The sequence below is a fragment of the Variovorax sp. R-27 genome (assembly GCF_049913215.1).
Lineage (GTDB): Bacteria > Pseudomonadota > Gammaproteobacteria > Burkholderiales > Burkholderiaceae_C > Variovorax.
Window position 1 is genome coordinate 5,562,264 of sequence record NZ_CP183984.1, and the last position, 23,578, is coordinate 5,585,841.

The 23,578-nt window shown below is 67.4% G+C and carries 25 protein-coding genes; 15 read left to right on the forward strand and 10 right to left on the reverse strand.

Annotated elements, in window-relative coordinates:
• The first annotated feature begins 59 nt into the window (after positions 1 to 59).
• From ureE to ureG, 3 genes are all read left to right on the forward strand, one after another.
• Positions 60 to 662, forward strand: a complete 603-nt coding sequence (gene ureE, locus ACN9MV_RS26065) for an urease accessory protein UreE (RefSeq protein ID WP_426390125.1) — start codon at positions 60 to 62, stop codon at positions 660 to 662.
• A 209-nt stretch (positions 663 to 871) separates the two neighbouring features.
• Entirely contained in the window at positions 872 to 1,549 is a 678-nt protein-coding gene (locus ACN9MV_RS26070) for an urease accessory protein UreF (RefSeq protein WP_426390126.1), read from the forward strand.
• A gap of 16 nt (positions 1,550 to 1,565) precedes the next feature.
• Positions 1,566 to 2,216 carry an urease accessory protein UreG gene (gene ureG / locus ACN9MV_RS26075; protein ID WP_093057418.1) on the forward strand — a complete coding sequence of 217 codons (651 nt, stop codon included), beginning with the start codon at positions 1,566 to 1,568 and terminating at the stop codon, positions 2,214 to 2,216.
• A gap of 15 nt (positions 2,217 to 2,231) precedes the next feature.
• Here the strand turns inward: ureG and ACN9MV_RS26080 are convergent, their stop codons facing one another.
• A complete protein-coding gene (locus ACN9MV_RS26080; RefSeq protein ID WP_093057417.1) occupies positions 2,232 to 2,411 on the reverse strand; it encodes a DUF3606 domain-containing protein in 180 nt (59 codons plus the stop codon).
• Between the two features lie 229 nt (positions 2,412 to 2,640).
• On the opposite strand from ACN9MV_RS26080, the gene ACN9MV_RS26085 reads away from it, so the two are divergent.
• A complete protein-coding gene (locus ACN9MV_RS26085; protein ID WP_426390128.1) occupies positions 2,641 to 4,122 on the forward strand; it encodes an ATPase domain-containing protein in 1,482 nt (493 codons plus the stop codon).
• A complete protein-coding gene (locus ACN9MV_RS26090; RefSeq protein WP_426390130.1) occupies positions 4,119 to 5,699 on the forward strand; it encodes a hybrid sensor histidine kinase/response regulator in 1,581 nt (526 codons plus the stop codon). The genes ACN9MV_RS26085 and ACN9MV_RS26090 overlap by 4 nt, the downstream gene beginning before the upstream one ends.
• 10 nt (positions 5,700 to 5,709) lie before the next feature.
• Here the strand turns inward: ACN9MV_RS26090 and ACN9MV_RS26095 are convergent, their stop codons facing one another.
• The 4 genes from ACN9MV_RS26095 to ACN9MV_RS26110 form a co-directional block, all read right to left on the reverse strand.
• Complete coding sequence (locus tag ACN9MV_RS26095) at positions 5,710 to 6,240, reverse strand: hypothetical protein (protein WP_093077511.1); 531 nt, start codon at positions 6,238 to 6,240, stop codon at positions 5,710 to 5,712.
• A gap of 80 nt (positions 6,241 to 6,320) precedes the next feature.
• Complete coding sequence (locus ACN9MV_RS26100; RefSeq protein ID WP_177142459.1) at positions 6,321 to 6,932, reverse strand: ATP-binding protein; 612 nt, start codon at positions 6,930 to 6,932, stop codon at positions 6,321 to 6,323.
• Positions 6,932 to 7,183 carry a hypothetical protein gene (locus tag ACN9MV_RS26105; RefSeq protein ID WP_101952286.1) on the reverse strand — a complete coding sequence of 84 codons (252 nt, stop codon included), beginning with the start codon at positions 7,181 to 7,183 and terminating at the stop codon, positions 6,932 to 6,934. The genes ACN9MV_RS26100 and ACN9MV_RS26105 overlap by 1 nt, the downstream gene beginning before the upstream one ends.
• Before the next feature lie 93 nt (positions 7,184 to 7,276).
• On the reverse strand, positions 7,277 to 8,437 hold the full coding sequence (locus ACN9MV_RS26110) for a porin (RefSeq protein WP_093057368.1): 1,161 nt from the start codon (positions 8,435 to 8,437) through the stop codon (positions 7,277 to 7,279).
• A 211-nt stretch (positions 8,438 to 8,648) separates the two neighbouring features.
• Here ACN9MV_RS26110 and ACN9MV_RS26115 point away from each other — a divergent pair, with 211 nt between their 5' ends.
• From ACN9MV_RS26115 to ACN9MV_RS26125, 3 genes are all read left to right on the forward strand, one after another.
• On the forward strand, positions 8,649 to 9,317 hold the full coding sequence (locus tag ACN9MV_RS26115; protein ID WP_354339465.1) for a nuclease-related domain-containing protein: 669 nt from the start codon (positions 8,649 to 8,651) through the stop codon (positions 9,315 to 9,317).
• 89 nt (positions 9,318 to 9,406) lie between these two features.
• A complete protein-coding gene (gene bamA, locus ACN9MV_RS26120) occupies positions 9,407 to 11,821 on the forward strand; it encodes an outer membrane protein assembly factor BamA (protein WP_426390132.1) in 2,415 nt (804 codons plus the stop codon).
• Positions 11,822 to 11,837: 16 nt separating this feature from the next.
• Positions 11,838 to 12,524, forward strand: coding sequence for a response regulator (locus tag ACN9MV_RS26125; protein ID WP_093057412.1), 687 nt, complete (start codon positions 11,838 to 11,840; stop codon positions 12,522 to 12,524).
• A gap of 35 nt (positions 12,525 to 12,559) precedes the next feature.
• Here the strand turns inward: ACN9MV_RS26125 and ACN9MV_RS26130 are convergent, their stop codons facing one another.
• Both ACN9MV_RS26130 and ACN9MV_RS26135 read right to left on the reverse strand, forming a co-directional pair.
• Complete coding sequence (locus ACN9MV_RS26130) at positions 12,560 to 13,411, reverse strand: intradiol ring-cleavage dioxygenase (protein WP_426390134.1); 852 nt, start codon at positions 13,409 to 13,411, stop codon at positions 12,560 to 12,562.
• Positions 13,408 to 13,569 (reverse strand): hypothetical protein, encoded by a 162-nt coding sequence (locus tag ACN9MV_RS26135; RefSeq protein WP_426390135.1) that lies wholly within the window; start codon positions 13,567 to 13,569, stop codon positions 13,408 to 13,410. Before ACN9MV_RS26135 ends, ACN9MV_RS26130 begins: the two co-directional genes overlap by 4 nt.
• 158 nt (positions 13,570 to 13,727) lie before the next feature.
• Between ACN9MV_RS26135 and ACN9MV_RS26140 the strand changes: the two genes are divergently transcribed.
• Both ACN9MV_RS26140 and ACN9MV_RS26145 read left to right on the forward strand, forming a co-directional pair.
• Positions 13,728 to 15,347, forward strand: a complete 1,620-nt coding sequence (locus ACN9MV_RS26140) for an ATP-binding protein (RefSeq protein ID WP_093057495.1) — start codon at positions 13,728 to 13,730, stop codon at positions 15,345 to 15,347.
• The gene (locus ACN9MV_RS26145; protein WP_093057410.1) at positions 15,344 to 16,033 is read left to right on the forward strand and encodes a response regulator; all 690 of its coding nucleotides are present in this window, start codon (positions 15,344 to 15,346) and stop codon (positions 16,031 to 16,033) included. The genes ACN9MV_RS26140 and ACN9MV_RS26145 overlap by 4 nt, the downstream gene beginning before the upstream one ends.
• A 7-nt stretch (positions 16,034 to 16,040) precedes the next feature.
• On the opposite strand, the gene ACN9MV_RS26150 is transcribed toward ACN9MV_RS26145, so the two are convergent.
• Positions 16,041 to 16,412, reverse strand: coding sequence for a glutaredoxin domain-containing protein (locus tag ACN9MV_RS26150; RefSeq protein WP_426390136.1), 372 nt, complete (start codon positions 16,410 to 16,412; stop codon positions 16,041 to 16,043).
• A gap of 318 nt (positions 16,413 to 16,730) precedes the next feature.
• On the opposite strand from ACN9MV_RS26150, the gene ACN9MV_RS26155 reads away from it, so the two are divergent.
• Genes ACN9MV_RS26155 through ACN9MV_RS26165 form a run of 3 tightly spaced genes read left to right on the forward strand, consistent with a single transcriptional unit; the run spans position 16,731 to position 19,454 of the window.
• Positions 16,731 to 17,561 carry a transporter substrate-binding domain-containing protein gene (locus tag ACN9MV_RS26155; protein ID WP_218137545.1) on the forward strand — a complete coding sequence of 277 codons (831 nt, stop codon included), beginning with the start codon at positions 16,731 to 16,733 and terminating at the stop codon, positions 17,559 to 17,561.
• 24 nt (positions 17,562 to 17,585) lie between these two features.
• Entirely contained in the window at positions 17,586 to 18,701 is a 1,116-nt protein-coding gene (locus ACN9MV_RS26160) for an enolase C-terminal domain-like protein (protein ID WP_426390138.1), read from the forward strand.
• Positions 18,702 to 18,716: 15 nt separating this feature from the next.
• Positions 18,717 to 19,454: an SDR family NAD(P)-dependent oxidoreductase gene (locus ACN9MV_RS26165; RefSeq protein ID WP_097198176.1), complete on the forward strand. Its 738-nt coding sequence runs from the start codon at positions 18,717 to 18,719 to the stop codon at positions 19,452 to 19,454.
• Here ACN9MV_RS26165 and ACN9MV_RS26170 read toward each other — a convergent pair.
• Positions 19,427 to 20,284 carry a helix-turn-helix domain-containing protein gene (locus ACN9MV_RS26170; RefSeq protein WP_426390139.1) on the reverse strand — a complete coding sequence of 286 codons (858 nt, stop codon included), beginning with the start codon at positions 20,282 to 20,284 and terminating at the stop codon, positions 19,427 to 19,429. The two genes, ACN9MV_RS26165 and ACN9MV_RS26170, sit on opposite strands and share 28 nt — an antisense overlap.
• A 103-nt stretch (positions 20,285 to 20,387) precedes the next feature.
• Here ACN9MV_RS26170 and ACN9MV_RS26175 point away from each other — a divergent pair, with 103 nt between their 5' ends.
• Together ACN9MV_RS26175 and ACN9MV_RS26180 are read left to right on the forward strand one after the other, a co-directional pair.
• Complete coding sequence (locus ACN9MV_RS26175; RefSeq protein ID WP_176928876.1) at positions 20,388 to 21,368, forward strand: Bug family tripartite tricarboxylate transporter substrate binding protein; 981 nt, start codon at positions 20,388 to 20,390, stop codon at positions 21,366 to 21,368.
• Positions 21,369 to 21,370: 2 nt separating this feature from the next.
• Complete coding sequence (locus ACN9MV_RS26180) at positions 21,371 to 22,231, forward strand: PhzF family phenazine biosynthesis protein (protein WP_426390140.1); 861 nt, start codon at positions 21,371 to 21,373, stop codon at positions 22,229 to 22,231.
• A gap of 36 nt (positions 22,232 to 22,267) precedes the next feature.
• Here the strand turns inward: ACN9MV_RS26180 and ACN9MV_RS26185 are convergent, their stop codons facing one another.
• Positions 22,268 to 23,485 carry an acyl-CoA dehydrogenase family protein gene (locus ACN9MV_RS26185; RefSeq protein ID WP_093057406.1) on the reverse strand — a complete coding sequence of 406 codons (1,218 nt, stop codon included), beginning with the start codon at positions 23,483 to 23,485 and terminating at the stop codon, positions 22,268 to 22,270.
• Positions 23,486 to 23,578: the final 93 nt, after the last annotated feature.

The following is a 23,578-nucleotide window of genomic DNA, read 5'->3' on the forward strand; positions in this document are numbered from 1 at the left end:
GCGTATCCTCGAAGGTATTCATTCAGCCAACGAGCGCCCCGGGGCGCTCCCTTCGCACCATGCTCACCGCCAACAAACTCATGCCCCAGGGCCGCGGCCTTGCGCCCGTGCTGCTCAAGCGCGCCGCCACCATCGAGCTCGACTGGGACATCCGTCAGAAGAGCCGTTTCGACGCCACCGACTCGCAGGGCCGCCAGATCGGCGTGTTCCTGCCGCGCGGCACCGCCGTGCGGGGCGGTGACGTTCTCGTGGCGGAAGACGGTTCGCTGGTGCGCGTGATCGCTGCGCCGCAGCCGGTGCTGCGCATCACGCATTGCACGGCCCACGGCACGCCCTTCGACCTGACGCGCGCGGCCTATCACCTGGGCAACCGGCACGTGCCGATCGAGCTGAAGCCCGACCACCTCAAAATCGAGCCCGACCACGTGCTGGCCGACATGCTGCGTTCGATGCACCTGATCGTCGTGGCGGTCGAGGAGGCTTTCGAGCCCGAGGGCGGTGCATACGGATCGCACGAGCATTCGCACGGCGGTGGTCACAGTCATGAGCACGGACATTCCCACAGCAATGGCCCGAAGCCGCTCGTGCTCGCGCCGGAGTTGCTCGACGACCATGACCACTCGCACGGTCACGACCACAGTCATCACGGTCACTCGCACTGAGATGAAATTGCGTCGATGCGTTGTCCGTCATTCAGCGCAGCGGTTGATCCCGCGGCACAACGACTGCGCTCATGTGCGAATGGCGCCGGGTGCTCCCCGCAGCGAAATAAAGGAGGAGCCGAAGGCGGGGGACATTCGCGGAGGGGAGCACCCGGTGTCATTCGCACGCACCCCGGACACGCAAATACAGCGCGCGCTGAAAAGCTGACATGCCAGACCCAGCCGCTCAAAGCCTTCTCCAGCTAATCTGGCTGGCCTCCCCAGCCCTGCCCGTAGGCGGCTTCTCGTACTCCGAAGGCGTCGAGGCCGCAGTCGAATGGGCCGGCATCGACTCCGAACCGCGCGCCGCCGAATGGCTCGCCGACCAGTTGCATCTGAGCTTCGCTCGCGGCGACCTCGCAGCCTTCGCGCAAGCCGTCATGGCCTGGCGCGCCAACGACACGCAACGAATCCGCCAGCTCAACGAGTGGGTGATGACCACCCGTGAATCGGCGGAGTTCTTCCTGCAGACCGAACAGATGGGCCGCTCCTTCGTCGAATGGCTCAAGCTGCACCACGCCGACACGGCTCAAGTGTTCGCCGACCTGCCCGCCAGCTACCCCATCGCCTTCGCCTTTGCGGCCAGCCGCACCGACGCCAGCGTGCACGATGGCTGCCTGGCCTTCGCCTTCGGCTGGGCCGAGAACATGGTCGCCGCCGCCGTCAAGGCCGTGCCGCTGGGCCAGAGCGCGGGCCAGCGCATCCTCGGGCGGCTGGCGCAGGAAATTCCCGAGGCCGTGACACGCGCCATGGCCCTCGGCGACGACGAACGCCAGGCCTTCGCGCCCCTGCTGGCTGTGTTGTCGGCCCGCCATGAAACACAATATTCCCGCCTCTTCCGAAGCTGAACCGGACACCTCCTCCATGACCTCCGCCCTGCACCACATCCCCCATCGCACCAAGAAATTGCCCCCGCTGCGCGTTGGCATCGGCGGCCCGGTCGGCTCGGGCAAGACCACGCTGCTCGAAATGCTCTGCAAGGCGATGCGCGACAAGTACGACCTGATCGCCATCACCAACGACATCTACACCAAGGAAGACCAGCGCCTGCTGACCGTGGCCGGCGCGCTGCCGGCCGAACGCATCATGGGGGTGGAGACGGGCGGCTGTCCGCACACCGCGATCCGAGAAGACGCCTCGATCAACCTCGAAGCCATCGACCGCATGCTCGAAGACTTTCCGGATGCCGACATCGTGTTCGTCGAGTCTGGCGGCGACAACCTCGCGGCCACCTTCAGCCCCGAGCTCTCGGACCTCACGATCTACGTGATCGACGTGGCCGCCGGCGAGAAAATTCCGAGAAAGGGCGGCCCCGGCATCACCAAGAGCGACCTCTTCGTGATCAACAAGACCGACCTTGCGCCCTACGTTGGCGCCAACCTTGACGTGATGGAGCAGGACACGCAGCGCATGCGCCGCCAGCGCCCCTACGTAATGACCAACCTCAAGACGCTCACGGGCGTGGCCGAGGTGGTCGCGTTCATCGAAGAGCGCGGCATGCTCGCCGCGGGCTGAGGCCTCCGGAAAGAATCAAGGCAGGCCGAAGTAGACCCGCAGGTCGTCCTTGCCGGTGCCCGCCGAGGCCACTGCGATGCGCAGGCGCTCTTCGCTCACGCCGAACCACTGGGTCCAGTAGTCGACCTCCTTGAGGTCCGTGACGTCGATCCGTTCATCGTCCTGGGGAATGCGGATCTCTGTGTCTTCGCGCATCGTCTTCTCCTGAAGAGCCAAATTAAGAAGGAAGGGCGGCGGGAGCCGGTAAGGCAGTTTCTCCATCCGCCCTACCCGGCCAGCCGGACGATTCCGCTGCCCCGTGCAGGACATTTCCCATAGTCGCTCTCCGTGGCGCGCCATGCGGCGCCGTCCTGCACGCGGCCCCACGGCTTCGATGTTTGAATTTGGCATTGACCTCATTCACTCATGGAATGGAGAAGCCACCATGGAGCCTGATCACCAGCGACTGCTGAGCGTGGGCGTACCGGGCCTGAACGACGTGCTCGGCGGCGGCCTCGAGCCCAACCGGCTCTACCTGCTCGAAGGCACGCCGGGCGCCGGCAAGACGACCATCGCGATGCAGTTCCTGCTCGAAGGCGCGGCGCGCGGCGAGTCGGTGCTGTACGTGACGCTGTCCGAAACCGAGCACGAGCTGCGTGGCGTGGCCGTCTCGCACGGCTGGGACATCTCCGGCGTCCACGTGCGCGAGATGCTGCCCACGCAGGACAGCCTGCAGCCCGAGGAGCAATACACCATGTTCCACCCCTCCGAGGTGGAGCTGAGCGAAACCACGCTGCGCATCCTGAGCGACGTGGAGGCCATCAAGCCCTCGCGCATCGTGTTCGATTCGCTCTCCGAGTTGCGGCTGCTCTCGGGCACCTCGCTGCGCTACCGCCGGCAGATCCTGGCGCTCAAGCAGTTCTTCGCGGGGCGCCAGTGCACGGTGCTGCTGCTGGACGACATGACCGCCACCGAGCACGACCTGCAGGTGCAGAGCATCGCGCACGCGGTGGTGAGGCTGGAGCAGTCGAACTCCGACTACGGCTCCGCGCGCCGCCGGCTGCTGGTCGTGAAATACCGGGGCCAGTCGTTCCGGGGCGGCTACCACGACTACAAGATTCACCGCGGCGGCCTGCAGGTGTTTCCGCGCCTGGTGGCGGCCGAACACGTCAACGACACCGCACTGACCAAGCTGCCCAGCGGCATCAAGGCGCTCGACGCGCTGCTGGGCGGCGGCCTCGAGAAGGGCACCAGCACCCTGTTCGTCGGCGCGCCGGGCACGGGCAAGTCGTCCGTGGCGGTGCGATTCGCCATTGCGGCGGCCGAGCGCGGCGAGACGGCCGCGCTCTTCGTCTTCGACGAGAGCGTCAACACCCTGCGCACGCGCAGCGCCGGCCTGGGCATGGCGCTGGATCCCCACCTGCAATCGGGCCGCATCCGCATCAAGCAGGTCGACCCGGCGGAACTCTCCCCCGGCGAGCTGGTGCACGAGATCCGCCAGGCCGTGACGCAGCACGGCGCGAAGGTGATCGTCATCGACAGCCTGAACGGCTACCTCAACGCGATGCCCGACGAGCGCTTTCTCATTGTGCAGCTGCACGAGCTGCTCACCTACCTCGGGCAGTCCGGTGTGGCCACGCTGCTGGTCGGCGCCCAGCACGGGCTCATCGGCATGCAGATGCAGACACCTGTGGACGCCAGCTACCTTGCCGACGCCGTGGTGCTGCTGCGCTACTACGAGGCCGAAGGCGAAGTGCGCCAGGCCATCTCGGTGCTCAAGAAGCGCGGCGGCGCGCACGAGCGCTCCATCCGTGCGTTCTCGATGGACCGGCGGGGCCTGAACGTAGGAGAGCCGCTGCGCCATTTCAGAGGCATCCTGACTGGCGTGCCCGTGCCGATCGACGGCATTGCCACGCCCCCGCAGTGACCGACGGCCCCACGATCCAGCTGCCGCAGCTGCGAGACCCGCAGCTGCGCGTGCTGATGAGAACGGCCACCGCGAAGGACGCCGTGATGGCCGCCGCCGTGCTCCTGCAGGCGGGCATCGAGACGCAGGTGTGCGCCGACCTCCCCGAACTGCTGCGCGAAACCGAACGCGGCGCCGGCGCGCTGCTGGTGTCCGAAGAAATGCTCACGGGCAGCGGCGCCACCGAACTCGCCGCGGCCGTGGCGACCCAGTCCCCCTGGTCCGACCTGCCGGTGCTGATACTCGCGCGGCAAGGCGCCGATTCGCGCGCCATCACCACCGCCATGGAAGGCATGGCCAACGTCACCGTGCTGGAGCGCCCGATCCGCGTGGCCTCGCTGGTGAGCGCACTGCGCAGCGCGCTGCGCGCACGGCGGCGGCAGTACGAGCTGCGCCGCATCCTGGAAGACCTCAACGAGGCCGACCGGCGCAAGACCGAATTCCTGGCCACCCTGGCGCACGAGCTGCGCAACCCGATGGCACCGCTGAGCACCGCGCTGGCCATCCTCAAGCGCAAGCCGCTCACGTCGGAAGCCGCCCGGCCCTACTACGACCTCATGGGCCGCCAGCTCGACCACATGGTCCGGTTGGTGAGCGACCTGATGGAGGTCTCGCGCATCACGCGCGGCAAGATCGAACTGCAACTGGACGAGCTCGCGCTCGACCAGGTGATCCGCGGCGCGGTGGAGCTCAGCCGCCCGCTGATGGACGCCGGCCGCCACACGCTCGGGGTGCACGTCGCCGATGCCTCGCTGGCCTTGAAGGGCGACGGCGTGCGCCTCACGCAGGTGTTCGCGAACCTGCTGAACAACGCCGCCAAGTACACGCCCGAGGGCGGACGCATCGACGTGTTCGTCGAGCACGACGGCCACGGCCATGCGGTGGTGCGCGTGAAAGACAGCGGCGTGGGCATTCCATCCGCCATGCTGGGCGCGATCTTCGACATGTTCGTGCAAGTGAGCGGCACCGCGCGCGCCGCGCAGGGCGGCCTGGGCATCGGCCTCACCCTGGTGAAGAGCATGGTGGAGCTGCACGGCGGCACGGTCAGTGCCAGGAGCGACGGCGCGAACCAGGGCAGCGAGTTCACCGTGTCCCTGCCGCTGCTCGACCACGGGTTGCAGGCCGGCGCGAAGGCCGGAGCCTCGGAGGCCACGATGGCGGTGCAGCACCGCATTCTGGTGGTGGACGACAACCGCGACGCGGCCGAGTCACTCGGGGCGCTGCTGGGCCTGCTCGGCGCGCAGGCGACCGTGGCTTTCAGCGGCCTGGATGCACTGGCGAAGGCCGAGCACTTCCAGCCTTCGGTCGCCATCCTGGACATCGGCATGCCCGGCATGGACGGCTGCGAACTGGCGCGCCGCCTGCGGACGCATCCGCGGCTGCATGGCATCGGGCTGATCGCGCTCACGGGCTGGGGCCAGCCCGACGACCGGCTGCGCATTGCGCAGGCCGGCTTCGACCATCACCTGCTGAAGCCGGTCGATGTAGAGGAACTGGCGGTGGCGCTGCAAAAGCTCGATCAGCGCAGCGCCGCCTGAGGCACCCCGTTCAGAGCTCGCTGCCGTCGCGCAGCTGCCGCGCCTTGTAGACCAGCCGCACGCTCGCACGGCGCGGGTCGCTGACCTGCTGCACGTAGACGTCGGTGTCGTTGCTCACCCAGGCGGCGTATGCGCTGCCCGGGTCGCGCGATGCGAGTTCGTTGCCGAACGCCCCGCGGCCCCATTGCACCAGCGCCGCGAAGGCCGCGGCGCCGTTGTCGGGCGTGGCCTGCGCCGCCGCGACGTATTCGACGCGCCGCAGCTCCGAGGCGGCGAAGAAGAAGGTCGGCTCGAACAGCAGTCCTGCGATCTCGACGGGCGCCGCGCGCCAGTTGCCGACGAGGCCACCGCCGAGGCGCTGCGGCCGCTGCACGCGCTCGGCTGCGGGCAATGCGGCCTGCAGCTCTTCGGCCGTCATGCCCAGCCGCACGCCCGGCGGCAGGGCCTGCGCATGCAGCGCACCGGCGGCGAGAAGGGTCGCGCTCGCGGCGAGCGCACGGAGAAAAGTCGTCAGGGAAGCAAGAGATCGCACGTCTGGCATCGGGGAAAAGCGGCGGCACCGTGGGACCGCGAGTATGACGCGGAGTTCCACGAGGCCCGGCCCTGCCGGCCTTGCGTCGATCAGTGAGCGCGCTCGTCGGCCAGCAATGGCAGGCGCAGTGTCAGTCCCAGCACGCCGCCGGCATCCGGGGCTGAATAGATGCGTCCACCATGATGGCCGGCAATGCGTTCGCAGGCCTTGGCGCTGGCCCCCGCAATCGCGGCCTGCGCGGTGTCGAAAAACCGCGCGAGCGGAGGGCGCACGTCGACGGCATCGAGGTCGCGCCAGTGAATCACGGCCTGCGTGCCTTCCGCATGCGCGCGAACCTGCAGCGTGGCGCCCGCGCGCATCACGCTGGCCGCGTAGTCCGTCACCTTGGCGAGCAGCTCGCGCAGCTCGGCCTCGATCGCCAGCACGGGCACGGCTTCAGCCGGCAGCTGGATGTCGAGACGGATGCCCTGGCAGTCCGGGGCGGCATCGAGCAGCGGTCGCAGGTCTTGCACGCGGCTCGCGCTCATTCTTTGCCGCGCCTCGCTGCGGGCCTGTGCCGCGAGCTCGCGCGCCTTTGCGCCGTTCCGCATGTTGGCGATGAACAGCGAGGCCATCAAGCAGACCACGCCACCAAGGCCGAGAAGGATCACGCCGGCGATGATGGCGCCCAGGTTGCCGGAATGCAGTTGTCCCCCGCTCATCAGCGTGCTCCCGGGGCTTGTTGCATCCCGGGTTCGCCCGGCATGCCGCGCGCGCAGCCGTCCCGTACGCCATCGCAGGCGTCCCATCCTGGAGGGGGCGGCCTGCGGGCGCCATAGAACATCGGCGGCGGCCCTTCACCGCGAAAGCCCGGCGGTGGCGGACGGTAGGGCATGGGCGGCGGGGGCAGCATGATGCAGCCGGTCAGGCCGGTGGCAGCCAGCACGCCCGCGAGGAGTGCAATTCGGTTCATTGGAAGAAGCTCACTGCTGGGTAGAAACGAAAAAGCCGCGCGGGAGAAAAAGAGCACTGAGGCCCCTTTCTCCCGCGCGGCGCGCGTCCTGCATCAGAACGCGTGGCGGATACCGAAGTCGTAGCCGGTGGAAGAGCGCGGCAGGCCCGTGTAGCTGGTGCCCGTGCTGCCGTAGCCCGTGGTGCTGGCCGACACCAGGCTGCCCGTGTAGTTCACGTCGTTGCGGTTGTTCACGCGCGCCACCGTCGCATACAGCGCCGTGCGCTTGGACAGGTTGTGCACGTAGCCAACTGCGAACTTGCGCGCCATCGGGTCTTCGCCCGTGATGCCGGCCGTGCCTTCGTTGTAGCGCACTTGCGAGTACGCCACGCGGATCAGGCCTGCGCCCACCGGCACGGTCGCGCCGATCAGGTAGCCGTTGTAGGTGTCGTGCGTGTCAGCCGCTGCCGCGTAGTCGAACTTGTTCTTCACGTTCGACAGCTCGCCGAACAGCTTCACAGGACCGAAGTCGTACGAAGCGCCCAGGTTGATGGTCTGCACCCTGCGCTCCAGCGCGGTGGTGTCCACGACGGTGCTCTGGCCCACGGCCAGTGCCACGTCCAGGGGACCGTTGGCATAGCCGAAGCGGCCACCGACGTAGCGCCCAGCCGTGCTGCTGGAAGCTGCCGTGGTGCTGGTGGCGTCGGTGCTGGCGTTCTCGTGCAGGCTGTACTGCACCTGGCCGTAGAAGCCGCCCAGGTTCGGCGGCAGGAAGTAGCCGATCGAGTTGCTGGCACGCACGTAGTTGGCGTTGTTGATGGTGGTGTTGCCGCTGACGGTGCTGATGACGTTGGTGCCCGAGCCGTTGGTGCCGAACGGGTCGAACACGGTGTCGTTCCAGAAGGTGGCGGTGTAGTCGCGGCCCAGGCGCAGCTCGCCGAAGCCACCCGACAGGCTCACGGTGGAGCGGCGCGCGAAGGTGGAGATGCCGGTGGCGCCGTCGTCGTTGGTGATGGGCGCTTCGAGCCAGAAGCTCGCTGCCAGCCCGCCGCCGAGGTCTTCGGTGCCGCGGAAGCCGATGCGGCTGGAGTTGTAGGCCGAGTTGCCCAGGCTCGTCTTGCTTTGCTTGACCGACGCGCCGGTGGTCGTGTCGCGCGAGGTGCTCGACTGGTAGGTCAGGCCAGCGTCCACGACGCCGAACAACGTGACGGACGATTGGGCAGAAGCCAGGCCGCAGACGGCCAGGGCAGCGAATGCCGTGAGGGTTTTCTTCATTCAGGGTTCTCCAGTTGCAGCGGCTCTCCATCGAGCAGCAGGCACGCATCGTCTCGTTCAAATTCGGAGGAATCTTGTGAATGCCTCTGCTTTGCGTGAACTGTTGTTTGCGTGCACTGCGCCGGGAGAAGCCCCGTACAACCGGAGGAAACACCTCACACAAGAAGTCTCCCAAAAGCAGCGCAATGCTCGGCGACCGAAGGAGTCATCCATGACCATTGCCATGCCAAGCACCGTCGCCACCTCGCTGGGTGTGCAGCAGCTGACCAGCGCATTCAGCCCCGCCTTTTCCTACCTGCGCATTCTTCGCAACCTCATCATTCCGATGCCCGAGGGGCATGCGGTGCGCACCGCGCGCATCGACGCCGTGGTGGTGTGCGAAACCGGCCTCTACCTGTTCGAGATCAAGGCTTGGCGCAACGCCTTTGTCTATCGCAAGAAGTCGGACCAGTCCCCGCCGCGCTGGTTCCTGCGCCTGAACGGCGGCAAGAGCGCGCGCGAGGTGAAAGACCCCGCATGGCAGGGCGGACGCAAGACCACCCAGCTGCGCAGCCTGCTGCCCGACGACCTGCGGCTGCAATACTTCGTGCTGCTGCCGTGCGAAGGCATCGAGCTCGAAGGCGTGATGCCGGCAGCCGTCATCACCCAGCAGGACCTGCCCTACATCGCGCGCCTGGTGCGCAACAACGGCCGTACCGCGCGCACCTACCGTCTGCTCGACGAAGAGGCTGTCGACCGCACGGTGGAGCGCCTGCTGCAGATACAAGGGTCCCTGTCGCTCGAAGAGCACCTGCAGAACTGCCGCGAAAGAGCCGGGTTCGTCGCGGGCGAACAGGCGGCGCCGGCATGGCCGGTCTCAAACGCCATGGGGTTGCAGTAATGTAAAGACCAAGGTAAAGACCCCGAGCGGCCCGGGGCAGCCGGAGAAAAGTCCCAAATTTCTCCGACATTGGCAAAGACCATCCGTCGATGCACTTTCCCAAGTCCCTCGCAGCGGCCGGCGCGCTGCTTGCCTCTCTCGTCGCCCCTCTCGTCGCTCTTCCCGCCTGGGCCGTCGAACCGTTCACCGTCAGGGACATCAAGCTGGAGGGCCTCCAGCGCGTCGAGCCCGGCACCGTCTTCGCCACCATGGGCCTTCGCGCCGGCGACACCTACAGCGACGAGCGCGGCAGCGCCGCCATCCGCGAGCTGTTCAAGCTCGGCCTCTTCAAGGACGTGCGCATCGACGTGAACGGCAACGTGCTGGTGGTGGTGGTGGAAGAGCGCCCCTCCATCGCCGACGTCGACTTCGTGGGCACCAAGGAGTTCGACAAGGCCGCGCTGCAGAAGGCGCTGCGCGAGGTGGGCATCGCAGAAGGGCAGGCCTACGACAAGGCACTGGCCGACCGAGCCGAGCAGGAGCTCAAGCGGCAGTACATCAGCCGCAGTCTTTACAACGCACAGGTCATCACCACCGTCACGCCGCTGGAGAACAACCGCGTGAACCTGACCTTCACCGTGACCGAAGGCGAGTCCGCGCGCATCAAGGAAGTGCACGTGGTTGGCAACAAGGCCTTCAGCGAAAGCACACTGCTCGACCTGTTCGACCAGGACACCGGCGGCTGGCTCGACTGGTACACCAAGTCCAACCAGTACTCGCGCACCAAGTTCAACGGCGACCTGGAGACGCTGCGCTCCTACTACATCACGCGCGGCTACCTGGAGTTCCGCATCGAGTCGACGCAGGTCGCCATTTCGCCGGACCGGCAGACGCTGACCCTCACCATCAACATCATCGAAGGCCAGAAGTTCGTGGTGGCCGGCGTGAAGCTCGCGGGCGACTACGTGGGCCACGAGGACGAGTTCAAGACGCTGGTGACCATCCGCCCCGGCGCGCCCTACAACGGCGAAGACGTGGCCGCCACCACCAAGGCCTTTACCGACTACTTCGGCACCTTCGGCTATGCCTTCGCACGCGTGAAGGCCGAGCCCGAGATCGACCGCGAGAACAATCGCGTCACGCTGGTGCTGAAGGCCGAGTCCTCGCGCCGTGCGTACGTGCGGCGCATCAACATCGGCGGCAATGCGCGTACGCGCGACGAGGTGATCCGCCGCGAGTTTCGCCAGTACGAAGGCGCCTGGTACGACGGCAACAAGATCCGCGCCTCGCGCGACCGGGTCGACCGCCTGGGCTTCTTCACCGAAGTGAACGTCGACACCGTCGACGTGCCCGGCTCGCCCGACCAGGTCGACCTGGTAGTGAACGTGGCCGAGAAGCCGACCGGCTCGCTGCAGCTGGGCGCGGGCTACTCGTCCACCGACAAGGTCTCGCTGAGCTTCGGCATCACGCAGGAGAACGTGTTCGGCAGCGGCAACTACCTGGGGCTGAACGTGAACACGAGCTCGTACAACCGCACCATCTCGGTCACGGCGACCGACCCGTACTTCACCAAGGACGGCATCTCGCGCACGATCAACGTGTTCCATACCACCACGCGGCCGTACTACGAGGCCGACGGCAACTACAAGCTCGCGAGCGAAGGCGGCTCCATCCGCTTCGGCTTTCCGGTGGGCGAGCAGGACACGGTGTTTCTCGGCATCGGCCTGGAGCGCTGGTCCTTCACGCCCGGCACCAACGGCACCTACACGCTGGTCGACGGCTCGTACGTGTACACCGCCACGCCGCAGGCCTACCTCGACTATTTCAAGTGCACGGGCACCGCGCCGAGCGTGACCTGCGCCAAGTCGAGCGTGGTGGGCATCCCGGCCACGCTGGGCTGGTCGCGCGACGACCGCGACAGCGCACTGGTGCCCACGCGCGGCCGGCTGCAGAGCGCCAACCTCGAGATGGGCGTAGGCAGCGAGCTGCGCTACCTGAAGACCAACTACCAGTACCAGCAGTACTTTCCGCTGTCCAAGCAGTACACGCTGGCCATCAACGGTCAGCTCGGCTATGCGCGGGCACTGGGCGACAGCACCTACCCGATCTTCAAGAACTTCTACGCCGGCGGCCTGGGCTCGATCCGCGGCTTCGAGCAGAACTCGCTCGGCCCGAAAGACTCGGTCACCGACGGCGCGCTCGGGGGCACGCGCAAGGCGATCTTCAACATGGAATTCAGCACGCCCTTCCCGGGTGCGGGCAACGACAAGACGCTGCGCCTGTACACCTTCTTCGACGCGGGCAACGTGTTCGCCGACCGCACCGCCAGCATGACGGACGCGCAATGGAAGGCGCAGAACCGCATTCGCGCGTCGACCGGCATCGGCATCAGCTGGATCTCGCCGCTCGGCCCGCTGCGGCTGGCCTACGCGGTGCCGCTGATCTACCAGAAGGAAGACACGGCCAACGGCATCTCGGCCGACCGCACGCAGCGCTTCCAGTTCCAGATCGGAACCTCCTTCTGAGCGGAGTACCCTGGCCATGGCTCGCATCCTGCTGGTGGAAGACGGACGCGACAGCAGCGCCCCGCTGCTGCTCGGCCACCTGCAAGGCGCAGGCCACGAGGTCGAGCAGGTCGAAGACGGCTCGGCGGCGCTGGAGCGCATCCTGAGCATGCCGCCGGCGCTCACCCTGCTCGACATCGTGCTGCCGCGCATCGACGGCATCCAGGTGCTGGAGACGGTGCGCTCGTACGGCAACCACCCGATCATCATGCTGACGGCGCGCGCGCAGGAAGCCGACCGGCTGCTGGCGCTCGACCTGGGCGCCGACGACTATGTCTGCAAGCCCTTTTCGCCGCGCGAGGTGGTGGCGCGCATCCACACGGTGCTGCGCCGGCATGCGCAGTGGCGCGATACGGCCGCCCGGCCCTCGACAGCGGTGCGCTTCGACGATCCGCGAGGCAACGCCTGCCTGGAGGGGCGCGCACTGAGGCTGACGCGCCGCGAGCTGCTGCTGTTGCGGGCGCTGTCGCGCGACCCCGGCCGGGTATTCACGCGCTCCAAGCTGCTCGAAGCCGCGTTTCCGGAGGCTTTCGACGTCAACGAACGAGCGGTCGACGGGCACATCAAGAACCTGCGCAAGAAACTCGCGGCCGCCGTGCCCTCGCACGACTGGATCCGCTCGGTCTACGGCGTAGGCTTCAGCTTCGCGGAGCGGCCGGCCTGAGCCCGCACGCCCGCTGCAAGCGTGGCTTGCGGCACTTAGCCTTCGGCGCGCGGCGGCACCAACGCGCGGGCGCGCGCCGTGCCTTCCAGCGCGCGGGGCCGCACCGGACGCATGCCACCGCCACCGGGGGGCGGCATCCCGCCGGGCGGCGGGCCACCAGCACCCCCAAAGCCAGCACCCGGCCGCGGCGGCCGGTCAGTCACCGGGTTCGCCGCCGGGTCCACCACCAGCGCGAGCGCGGCAACGTAGCGCTGCCGCTCCTCGCGCACCGCGCCGAGCACCGTTGCGCCGGCCTTCAATGCGATGCCGTCCACGCTGTTGAGCGTGTCGCGCAGCCGCGCGCGCTGATAGAGCGGCATCTGCGTGTAGAGAAACTCGCTCAGCGCATCGGGCAGGAAGAACTGCGAGGTGAGCACGGCGTGCGCGCCCTTGATCACCTTGAAATGGATGTGCGTGGTGCGCCCTGCATACCAGCCCGGGTACACGGTGCCGAAGGACACGGCGCCCTCGCTATCGGTGTGCTGGCTGCCGCGCAGGAAGGTCTTGCCTTCGAACGACTGGGCGCGGTCGTCGCCCTGCTCGCCGAAGCCCGAGTAGCGCCCCTGCGCGTCGCAGTGCCACAGGTCCACGCGCAGCCTGGGCAGCGGCCGGCCGGCCGCGTCGCACACAGTGAAGCGCACGTCCAGCGGCACGCCGTCGAGCCCTTCGGTGATGTCGCGGCGCTCCAGTGCGAGGTCGAGGTAGTACGGCCCTTCGGTGGCCTGCGCAGTCAGCGGCAGGCGGCGCGGCGCGGCAAGTGCCGGGCGTGCCGATGCCGACAGGCCCGCGGCGCCGAAGGCGGCCAGCAGGCCGCGGCGCCCGGGGAGCAGCGAATCGGGGGGTGTCATGGCGTCTTTTCCTTGTCGATCAGTCCGGTGCCGGACGCGGCGGGCCGCGTGGCGCATCCCTCCGCCCAGAAGACGAACAGCGTCCACGCCTGGGCGATCAGCCAGAAAAACACCGTGATCGCCAGCTGCAGCGGCAGGCCCATGTGAGGAGGGTTCATGGCCTGCATCGTGCGGGCCGATTCAGGAGAAATGGTGGAGAAATTTCCTCCCAATTTCCTCCACATTCGGCCGCAATGATCGGCCGCTTGCCCATGAAGTACCCCTTCGCCTGCCCGCCATGCATGCCGCAGAATGCGGCCATGCCTCCCCCCAGTCCATGCCTCACCTGACACTTTCCAGGAAGATCTTCCTGGCGCTGGCCGCCCTGTTGATCGTGCTGTTGATCAGCTTCGCGGGCCTGTCGATCATCGCGCTGCAACGCGGCCTGGGCTCCTACGTGGCCGAGATCGAGATCCGGCGCATGGACTGGCTCACCGATCTGCTGCTGAAGCACTACGTCGCCAACGGCGACTGGAAGAGCCTGCGCGACAACGACGACGCCTGGCGCCGCCTGCAGATGGGCCGGATGGCTGCCCTGCTCGACAGCACCAGCAACGGCAGCAACGCCGGCGACGAGCGGCGGCTGCCGCCCTGGTACGACTACCGCGCCATGCGCGGCGGCAATCCTTCCGCCCCTCCACAGCACGACAACGGTGCCGACGGCAGCCCGCCGCCCCCGCCGCCGTCGGAGACGACGCTGTCGTCGCCACAGCTCGACCTGATGCCGCGCCGGCTGCCGACCATGCCGCCGCCGTGGTTCTTTCGCGATCCACGGGAATCGCCCGACTCCATCTTCCAGCGGCTGGCCGTGCTCGACGCGCACGGCGCGCGCGTGGTGGGCGCCGACGTCGACCTGGCGAACGCCGCGCGCACGCCGATCCGGCGCGACCGCACGGTCATCGGCTATCTGGCGCTCACGCCGCTGCAGGGCCTCGAAAGCGAGGCCGACCGCGCCTTCGTGGCGCGGCAGTCGGGCGTGATCGTGCTCACGGGCCTGTGCGGCCTCGGCTTCGCACTGGTGCTGTCGTGGCTGCTGGCACGCCGCTGGTTCAAGCCCATCGACGAACTCACGCAGGCCGCGCAAGACCTGGCGCGCGGCCGGCTCTCCACCCGCGTCGCGGTGCAGGGCTCGGACGAGCTGGCGCTGCTCGGGCGTACCTTCAACGACATGGCACAGCGCCTGGACACGGTCGAGGCCTCGCGCCGCGCCTGGCTGGCCGATGCGGCGCACGAGCTGCGCACGCCGCTGGCCGCCATGCGTGCGGAAATCGAGGCGCTGCAGGACGGCGTACGCACTTTCGACGAACGCACCGCGCTGCGGCTGCACCGGCAGGTGATACGGCTCGGCCAGCTGGTCGACGACCTGCGCAGCAGCATGCGCGAGCCGCAGAGCGACCTGCTAACGGCCACGGTGTTTCCGCTGTCGCTGCTGAAAGAAGCGCTCGACCACACGCGCGACCGCTTCGCCGCGCGTGGCATCACGGTGGACCGGCGCGCCATCGACCTCATCGGCGCCGCCGCGCAGCCGACCATCGACGGCGACGCGCACCGGCTGCACCAGGTCTTCATGAACCTGCTGGAGAACACGCTGGCCTACACCGACCAGGGCGGACAGCTGCGCATCGACGTCACGGTCGAGGGCGCATGGACCGGCAACTGCCTCACCCTGCTGTTCGACGACAGCGCGCCGGGCGTGCCCGAGGCCGAACTGCCGCGCCTGTTCGACCGCCTGTTCCGCGGCGAAGCCTCGCGCAGCCGCGAACACGGTGGCTCCGGGCTCGGCCTTTCGATCTGCCGCGCGACCATCGAGACGCACGGCGGCACCATCGATGCGTCAGCCTCGCCCCTGGGCGGGCTGCGCGTGACCATCACCCTTCCACTGGGGACATCCTCATGACACGCATCGTCATCGTCGAAGACGAAACCGACATCGCCTCGGTGGTGCAGGACTACCTGCGCCACGCGGGCTACGAAACCGAGCACTTCACCGACGGGCAAAGCGCGCTGGAAAGCATCGTCGCCGCACCGCCCGACCTCACGCTGCTCGACATCATGCTGCCGCGGCTCGACGGCATCGAGGTGCTGCGCCGCGCGCGCGAGCACACGGCGCACCCGATCATCATGCTGACCGCGCGCATCGAGGAGGTCGACCGGCTGCTGGGCCTGGAGCTGGGCGCCGACGACTACGTGTGCAAGCCCTTCTCGCCGCGCGAGCTGGTGGCGCGCGTGCGCGCGGTGCTGCGGCGCACCGCGCCGGGGCTGGCGCAGGGTTCGGCCTCGCAGAGCGATGCTCCGGGGCTGGTGCTCGACGACGTGCACTGGCGCGCCTCGCTCGAAGGCACGCCGCTGAACCTCACGCGGCGCGAGTTCGGGCTGCTGCAGGTGCTGTCGCGGCACCCGGGGCGCATCTTCTCGCGCTCCCGCCTGCTCGAACTGGCCTACGACGACACGGTGGACGTGACCGAACGCGCCATCGACAGCCACGTGAAGAACCTGCGCCGCAAGCTCGGCTCGGTCACGCCCGAGCACGACTGGATACGGTCGGTGTACGGCGTCGGCTTTGCGTGGGAAGTGCCGGGCTAGCCGGTGGCTATCGGCTGGCGAGAAGAGTCTTGAGCTCGCCGCTGTCGATGAGCTTCTGCAAGTCGGTGGCGCCGCCGACCAGCATGCCCTTGACGAACACCATCGGAAAGGTCGGCCACCCGGTCCACATCTTGAGCGCGTTGCGGTCGCGCCATCGGCTCAGGTAGCTGCCGTACCCGAGGTACTTGTACGGCTGCCCGATCCGGTCGAGGGCCTGGCGCGCTTTCTTGGGGAACGGGTTGATGCCCATGCCGACCACGACCACGTCGTGCTCGGCAACTGCCGCCATGACTTCGCGCACGAAGGTCTGGCGGCTGTCGGCCAGCCTTGCGCGGATGGCGGGGTGGATGCGGGCTTCTTCGAGGACGGGGCGGGGCATTGGGGAGCTTTCAGTGGTTCGTGTGAATGTAAGGGCCCGGGGGCGGCGCTTCCTGACTGCCAGCCAGCCAGTAATCCATCGTTGCAATGGCAAGCTTCTTGCTCGACGCCCCTGTGACTTGCTCATCCCCAGGGATCGCATATCGGCATCCGCCGTCGTCGAAACGACGAGATCGAGTGTTCTTTCGACGATCTGGTCTCTACCTTCGGTCTCCTGTCGTACCTACGATCACATCCACCGAAGACTGTCATCGCTTCAAGTCGAAGCCGATGCCTTGTTTTTTCCTTCCCCCCGAGCCCTGAAAACGGAGTATTCATCATGAAGCGTCGCGATTTTGTTGCTGGTTCAATGTTGGCGGCGGGTGCCGCTTCGTGGGCGACCGCGTTGGCGCAGGCGAGCGAATCGACATGGGAGCGCGTAACGCGCACCAAGGTCATGCGCGTCGGCGCGGTCGATGGCGGACTGCCCTATTACAAGAAGGACATGGTGAGCGGGGAGTGGCTCGGCTGCATGGCCGATTTCTATCGCGGCCTGGCCAAGAGCCTGGACGCAAAGCTCGACATCACGCCCACCAGTTGGGGCAATTCGGTGCTCGAGTTGCAGTCGCAAAAGATCGACATCTTCTTCGGCCTGAACCCGACGCCCGCGCGCCTGCAGGTGATCGACTTCACTGACCCGGTTTTGAACATCGCCTTTGCCGCGGTCTGCAAGAAGGGCTATGCGCCCAAGACCTGGGCAGAGCTCGACCAGCCCACGATCCGCGTCGTGGTCGACAAGGGCTCTTCGCACGACACGCTCGCCACGCGCCTGCTCAAGAACGCGGAGATCACCCGGCTGGACAGCGCCGTCGATGCAACGCTTGCGCTGCAGGTCGGGCGCGCCGACGCCCAGATCCTCGTCCTGCCGCTGGCCCTGAGCCTGGCCAGCAAGAATCCCGCGGTGGGCCAGGTGGTCATCCTGACGCCTGAAGAAGTCGCAACCTCCAATGGCGGCGTTCGCAAGGAGGCCGACACGCGCTGGCTCAAGCACGTCAACGGATGGCTCGCCAGCGAACGCGCAAGCGGAAACATCCGCAAGACCTTCATCTCGAACCTCAAGTCCGTCGGGGGCGTCAGCGAAGACAAGATCCCGCCGCAAATCAAGGTCTGACGATCACTCCCAGGCACCATCACCATGAAGATCCAGAACATCGAAGTGCACCTGCTCGAATCGCCCATCAAGATGAAGCGATCGCAGGGCGTGGGAAGCATCCAGGCCTCCATCAAGCGCGTGGTGGTCCGCGTGCGAACCGACCAGGGCATCGATGGCATCGGCGAGGGGCAGGCGTGGGAGGTGTTCTCGGGCACCAACGAGAACCTGTTCCACGGCATTGCGCAATACCTGCGCCCCGTGCTCCTGGGCACAGACCCGCGCGACATTCCGCAGCGCATGGCCGACTGCGACCGGGCGCTGGTCGGCAGCCCCGAAGCCAAGGCCGCGGTGGAGATGGCCCTGTTCGACCTGTGCGGCAAGGCGGCCAACCTGCCGCTGTATTCGCTGATCGGCGGCAAGGTGCGCGACAGGATTCCCTTTTCTTTCTCCATCGCCAATCCCGACATCGACGCCGACATCGAGCTCGCGAAGCAGATGCTCGGCGCCGGGCATCGCATCTTCAAGGTGAAGACGGGCTTTGCTTCGCATGCGGAAGACATGCGCCGGCTCTCGCTGCTGAGAGAGCATCTGGGCTTCGAGTTCGATTTGCGCATCGACTACAACCAGGGCCTGCAGCCCTACAACGCGCTGCAGCAGCTGCGTGACGTCGAGCAGTTCAAGCCCACCTTCATCGAACAACCGGTGCCGCGCGATGCCATCGCGGCCATGGCGCAGATTGCAGCGGCACTCGACACGCCGATCATGGCCGACGAAAGCGTGTTCTCCCCGGCCGAGGCGCTGCGCACGGTGCAGGAGCGCGCCGCCGACATCATCAGCATCAAGCTCATGAAGGCCGGTGGCATCGGCAAGGCCATGAAGGTGAACGCAATCGCCGAAGCGGCGGGTCTTCCCTGCTACGGCGGCACGCTGTGGGAGGGCGGCGTTGCACTGGCGGCCGCGTCGCACTTCATTGCGGCAAGTTCCAACGTCTCTCTGGGCTGCGAGTTCTACATGCCGAAGTATGTTTTCCAGGAAGACATCCTGGTCCGCATGACGCCGGCGGAAGCGGGGCACGTGCATGTGCTGAGCGGCCCGGGCATCGGTGTCGAGATCGACTGGAAGATCGTCGAGAAGCAACGCATCGCGTTCTCGGCCTGAAGCGCCGGCTTTGGCATGAACACCGTCATCGTGACCGGCGCGGGCTCGGGCATCGGCGCCGCAACCTGCCGGCTCCTTTCAACGCAGGGCGTCGACCTTGTGATTCACACCGGCAGCAACCGTGCGGCGGCCGAAGCGGTGGCACAGCAATGCGGCGCGGTGCGAAGCACCGTCGTGGTCGGAGATATCGGCACGCCGCAGACGATAGACGCCCTGCTCGATGCCGCACAAGCCCAAGGCGGCCTTCGCGGCGTGGTGGCCAATGCCGGCTTCGCGGACAGGCGTTCGCTCGCTGAGCTGGATGACGACATCGTCGAGCGCTCGCTGCACGTCATGGTCGTTTCGCTAGCGCACCTCCTGCGCAGGAGCCTGCCTCTGTTGGAGGCGAGCGGGCAGGGTCGCTTCGTTGCGGTGAGTTCGTTCGTCGCACATCGCTTCCGTCTGGGCAGTTCCACATTTCCCGCGACGGCCGCTGCCAAGGCGGGCGTGGAAGCACTGGTGAAAGCCGCAGCCGCCGAAATGGCGCCGCGCGGCGTGACCGTCAATGCCGTGGCGCCGGGCTATGTGCGGAAAGACAGCGCGAAGGCCGGCGCGCTCAACGAGCAGCAATGGAAGGCGGCCCTGGGACAGGTGCCCATGGGCAGGCTCGCAACCCCCGACGACATCGCGGCCCCGATTGCCTTCCTGCTGAGTCCGGCGGCAGCCTTCATCACAGGGCAGGTGATTCATGTGGACGGGGGAATGACGCTGTAAAGGCTAGAGCCGGGTCCCGAGGCACGGATCTGCGTCGCGGTCTTCGCCCAGGTCTTCTCCAGCATCCGCGACAGGTACGAGCCCGACTCCCAGCCCACCTGCAGGGCGATGGACAGCACCGACTCCCGCGTGTGCGCCAGCAGGTAGGCCGCGCGCTCCAGGCGCCGGCGCTGCAGCCAGGCCAGCGGCGATACGCCGTACTTCGCTCGGAAGATGCGCTCCACCTGGCGACGCGAGAGGCGGTGCTGCTGGGCAAAGGCTTCCAGCGACAGAGGCTCTGCCAGGTCGCTTTCGATGGCTTCGGCCAGCAGTTCGGCCACCAGCAGGGCCGATGACGGATCGCCGTCAGACAGCGGGTTGCCGCTGAGCCGCGCCGCCTCCATGACGAGCGCGCCGCACAGCGCGTAGTTTTCGCCAGCGCCGGTCTTCGCGGATTCGAACATCCGCTGCGACAGCGCGCGCAGCGCGGTGCTGCCCGCGCGCATGCCCTGCGGCGGCCCCGAGACACCCTGCGCCTGCAAGGCGGTGGCCCACAGCGCGGGATCGACATAGACAGCGATGTGCGTCTGCCCTGACGTAAGCGTGGTCGTCGAATGCGCGCTCCCCGCCGCAAACCAGACGAAGTGCCCGGGACCGAGGCGCTGCGCCTCGCCCTGCGCATCGCCGACGCTGAAGCGTCCCGCGAGGGGCACGAACAGCATGTCGCAATCGTGCACGTGGGTGTCGGTGGCATAGCGGTCGCGGGTGTTCGCGACCATGGTGGCGTGGTGCGACAGCCGCTCGACGAACAGCGACTGGCGGGGCGTCGAGGGCGCGTTGTTCAGGTGCATGGCCACTCCTTGTCGCATTTGGATTCGTGCATGTCGCAATCGGTCGCGCGCATTTGTGCACGCTCAACAGAATCGGGAAACACCACTCCCGCAAGCAAGAAGCATGACCCCAAAACCTCTGCGCCGCGCACTCCTCGGTCTGGCAGCCGCCGGGCTTCTGTACGGCCCTGCAGCCTCCTGGGCGGCCCCGGACTATCCGGGCAAGCCGGTCACGATCATCGTACCCTTCCCCGCCGGCGGCGGCACGGACGTGATCTTCCGCTCGGTGCAGCAGCGGCTGCAGGCCGCGCTCGGCGTGTCGGTGATCATCGACAACCGCTCCGGCGCGGGCGGCACCGTGGGCACGGGCTTCGGCGCAAAGGCGAACCCCGACGGCTACACGCTGGTGGCCGCCACCACCTCGACCATCGCATCGGCCGACGCGGTGTACCCCAAGCTGCCCTACGACCCGATCAAGGACCTGATGCCGGTCGGCACCATCGGCACCACGCCCTTCGTGCTGGTGGTGACGCCTTCGCTGGCGGCACGCGACCTGAAAGGCTTCATCGACTACGCCAAGGCGCATCCACAGGCGCTCAACTACGGAAGCATCGGCAACGGCAGCCTGAGCCATCTGACAGGTGAACTTTTCAAGCAGCGCACCGGCATCGAGATGACGCACGTGCCCTACCGCGGCGCAGCGCCCGCGCAGGCCGACCTGATGGCGGGGCAGATCCAGGCGCTGTTCGACAACCCGCCCGCGCTGCTGGCGCAGGTGCGCGGCGGCCGCATGCGGGCGCTGGCGATCAGCGAGCCCTCGGCCGGCTTCGACGGCGTGCCCACTTTCGAGCAGGCCGGCATCAAGGACTTCAAGCCCCAGCTCTGGTACGGCCTGATGGCTCCGGCAGCCACGCCGCAGCCGGTGATGCAGCGCCTGCGCGCCGCGCTCGACACGGCAATGAACGACCCGGCCCTGCGCGCCGACATGCTCGCCAAGGGCGTGACGCCGTGGAACGTGCAGCCCGACGGGTTCCAGGCGCAGATCCGCGGCGACATCAAGCTCTGGGGCGGCATCGCGCGCTCGGTGAACGCGAGGGCCGATTGACGATGGCCAGCGTTCACAACATCCGCGTCTTCGTGGGGCCCGACCCGAAGGTCGGCGGCAACCCCGCGCCGGTCTGGCTCGATGCCGATGCACTCTCCAGCGCGCAGATGCAGGAATACACGCGGCGCAGCGGGCATGAATCGGTCTTCGTGCTGAAGCCCGCGACGCCCACTCATGCCCTGCGCATGCGCTACTTCGTACCGAACCACGAAATGGAAATGTGCGGCCACGCCACGGTCGGCGCGCTGTGGCTGTTGCACCAGCGCGATGAATGGAACGGCGCACCGGTCGCCATCGAGACGCTGAGCGGCACCGTGACGGGACGGCGTGTCGATGGCACGGTGCAGATCAGCCAGCCGCGCGCGGTGGTGCAGGAAGTGACGCAGCAAGCGCTGGTCGAAGAGATCGCGCAATGCCTGGGCATCGACGCGTCGCAGATCGCGGGGCCGGTGCTCAATGCCGCCACCAGCCGCGTGAAGACACTGGTGCGGCTGGCGGACACGGCGCAGCTGCATGGCTTGCGCGTGGATTTCTCGCGCGTCGAATCGCTGTGCGAGCGGCTCGGGTCCACCGGGCTCTATCCCTTCGCGATGTCACAGGACGCAGCCGACACAGTCAGCGCGCGACAGTTTCCAAAGTCTTCGGGCTATCCGGAAGACGCTGCCACGGGCATCGCCGCGGCCGCGCTCGCGTGGGGGCTACGCCATCTGGGCCTGGTCGGCCGCGGCGCGCTGTCAGTGACGGTTCGCCAGGGCGAGGCCATGGGGTCGCCCTCTGCCATCCACGTGGGGCTGCCCCCGGAAGCGATGGCACAGGAAGGCTGCTGGGTAGGCGGCGACGCTGCGGCAGAAGATCTCCGCTGAAGCAGCGTTGCCGACGCGCGGCTGGTCGGTCCTGCCTTACTGGTACGCCGCCAGCTCCTGCTTGGCAATCGCGTTGCGGTGCACCTCGTCGGGACCGTCGGCCACGCGCAGGTGCCTCTCGTAGGCGTAGAAATGCGTGAGCAGCGTGTCCTGGCTCAGGCCCATGGCGCCGAAGGCCTGCATCGCCCAGTCGATCACCTTCACGCAGTTGTTGGGCGTGAGCACCTTGATCATTGCGATCTCCTTTGCGGCGACCTTGTTGCCCACGGTGTCCATGCGGTAGGCCGCGTTGAGCACCATCCAGCGCGACTGCTCGATGAGCATGCGCGACTCGGCAATGCGCTCGCGCCACACGCCCTGCTCCGACAGCGGCTTGTGGAACGCGACGCGCGACACGAGGCGCTGGCACATCATTTCCAGCGCGGCCTCGGCCATGCCAATGGCACGCATGCAGTGATGGATGCGTCCCGGCCCGAGGCGGCCCTGTGCAATCTCGAAGCCGCGGCCTTCGCCGAGCAGGATGTTCTCGACCGGCACGCGCACGTTGTCGAACACGATCTCGGGGTGGCCGAACGGCGGGTCGTAGACGCCGAGCAGTGCCATGTCGCGCACGATGGTCACGCCGGGCGTGTTCTTCGGCACGAGGATCATCGACTGCTGCTTGTGGCGATCTGCGTTGTCGGGGTCGGTCTTGCCCATCAGCACGAAGATTTCGCAGCGCTCGTTCATCGCGCCGGTGATGTACCACTTGCGCCCGTTGATGACGTACTCATTGCCTTCGCGGCGGATGCTGCAGCGGATGTTGGTGGCGTCGCTCGACGCCACCTCGGGCTCGGTCATCGCGAAGGACGAGCGGATCTCTCCAGCCAGCAGCGGCTTGAGCCAACGCTCCTGCTGGGCCTTGGTGCCGTAGCGCGCCAGCACTTCCATGTTGCCGGTGTCGGGCGCAGAGCAGTTGAAGATTTCGGAGGACCAGTAGCGCCGGCCCATGATCTCGCACAGCGGGGCGTATTCGACGTTGCTCAGCCCCGGGCCGTGCTCCGACTCCGGCAGGAACAGGTTCCACAGCCCGCGCTCGCGCGCCTTGGCCTTGAGGCCGGCCATCATCGGCAGCTCGGCGTAGGGGCGGCCCGCGCGGGCGTTGGCGGCCAGTTCTTCTTCATGGCGCTTTTCGTTCGGGTAGACGAACTCGTCCATGAACTTGAGCAGTTCCTCGCGCAGCGCGGTCACCCTGGGTGTGAATTCGAAATGCATGGTGCGTCCTTCAGCAACAGTCGATGTGCCTTGAAGGTACGTCGCGCACCGCATTCCGGACGGTCTTCCGCGCGACAGCCCGAGGCCCCTGCT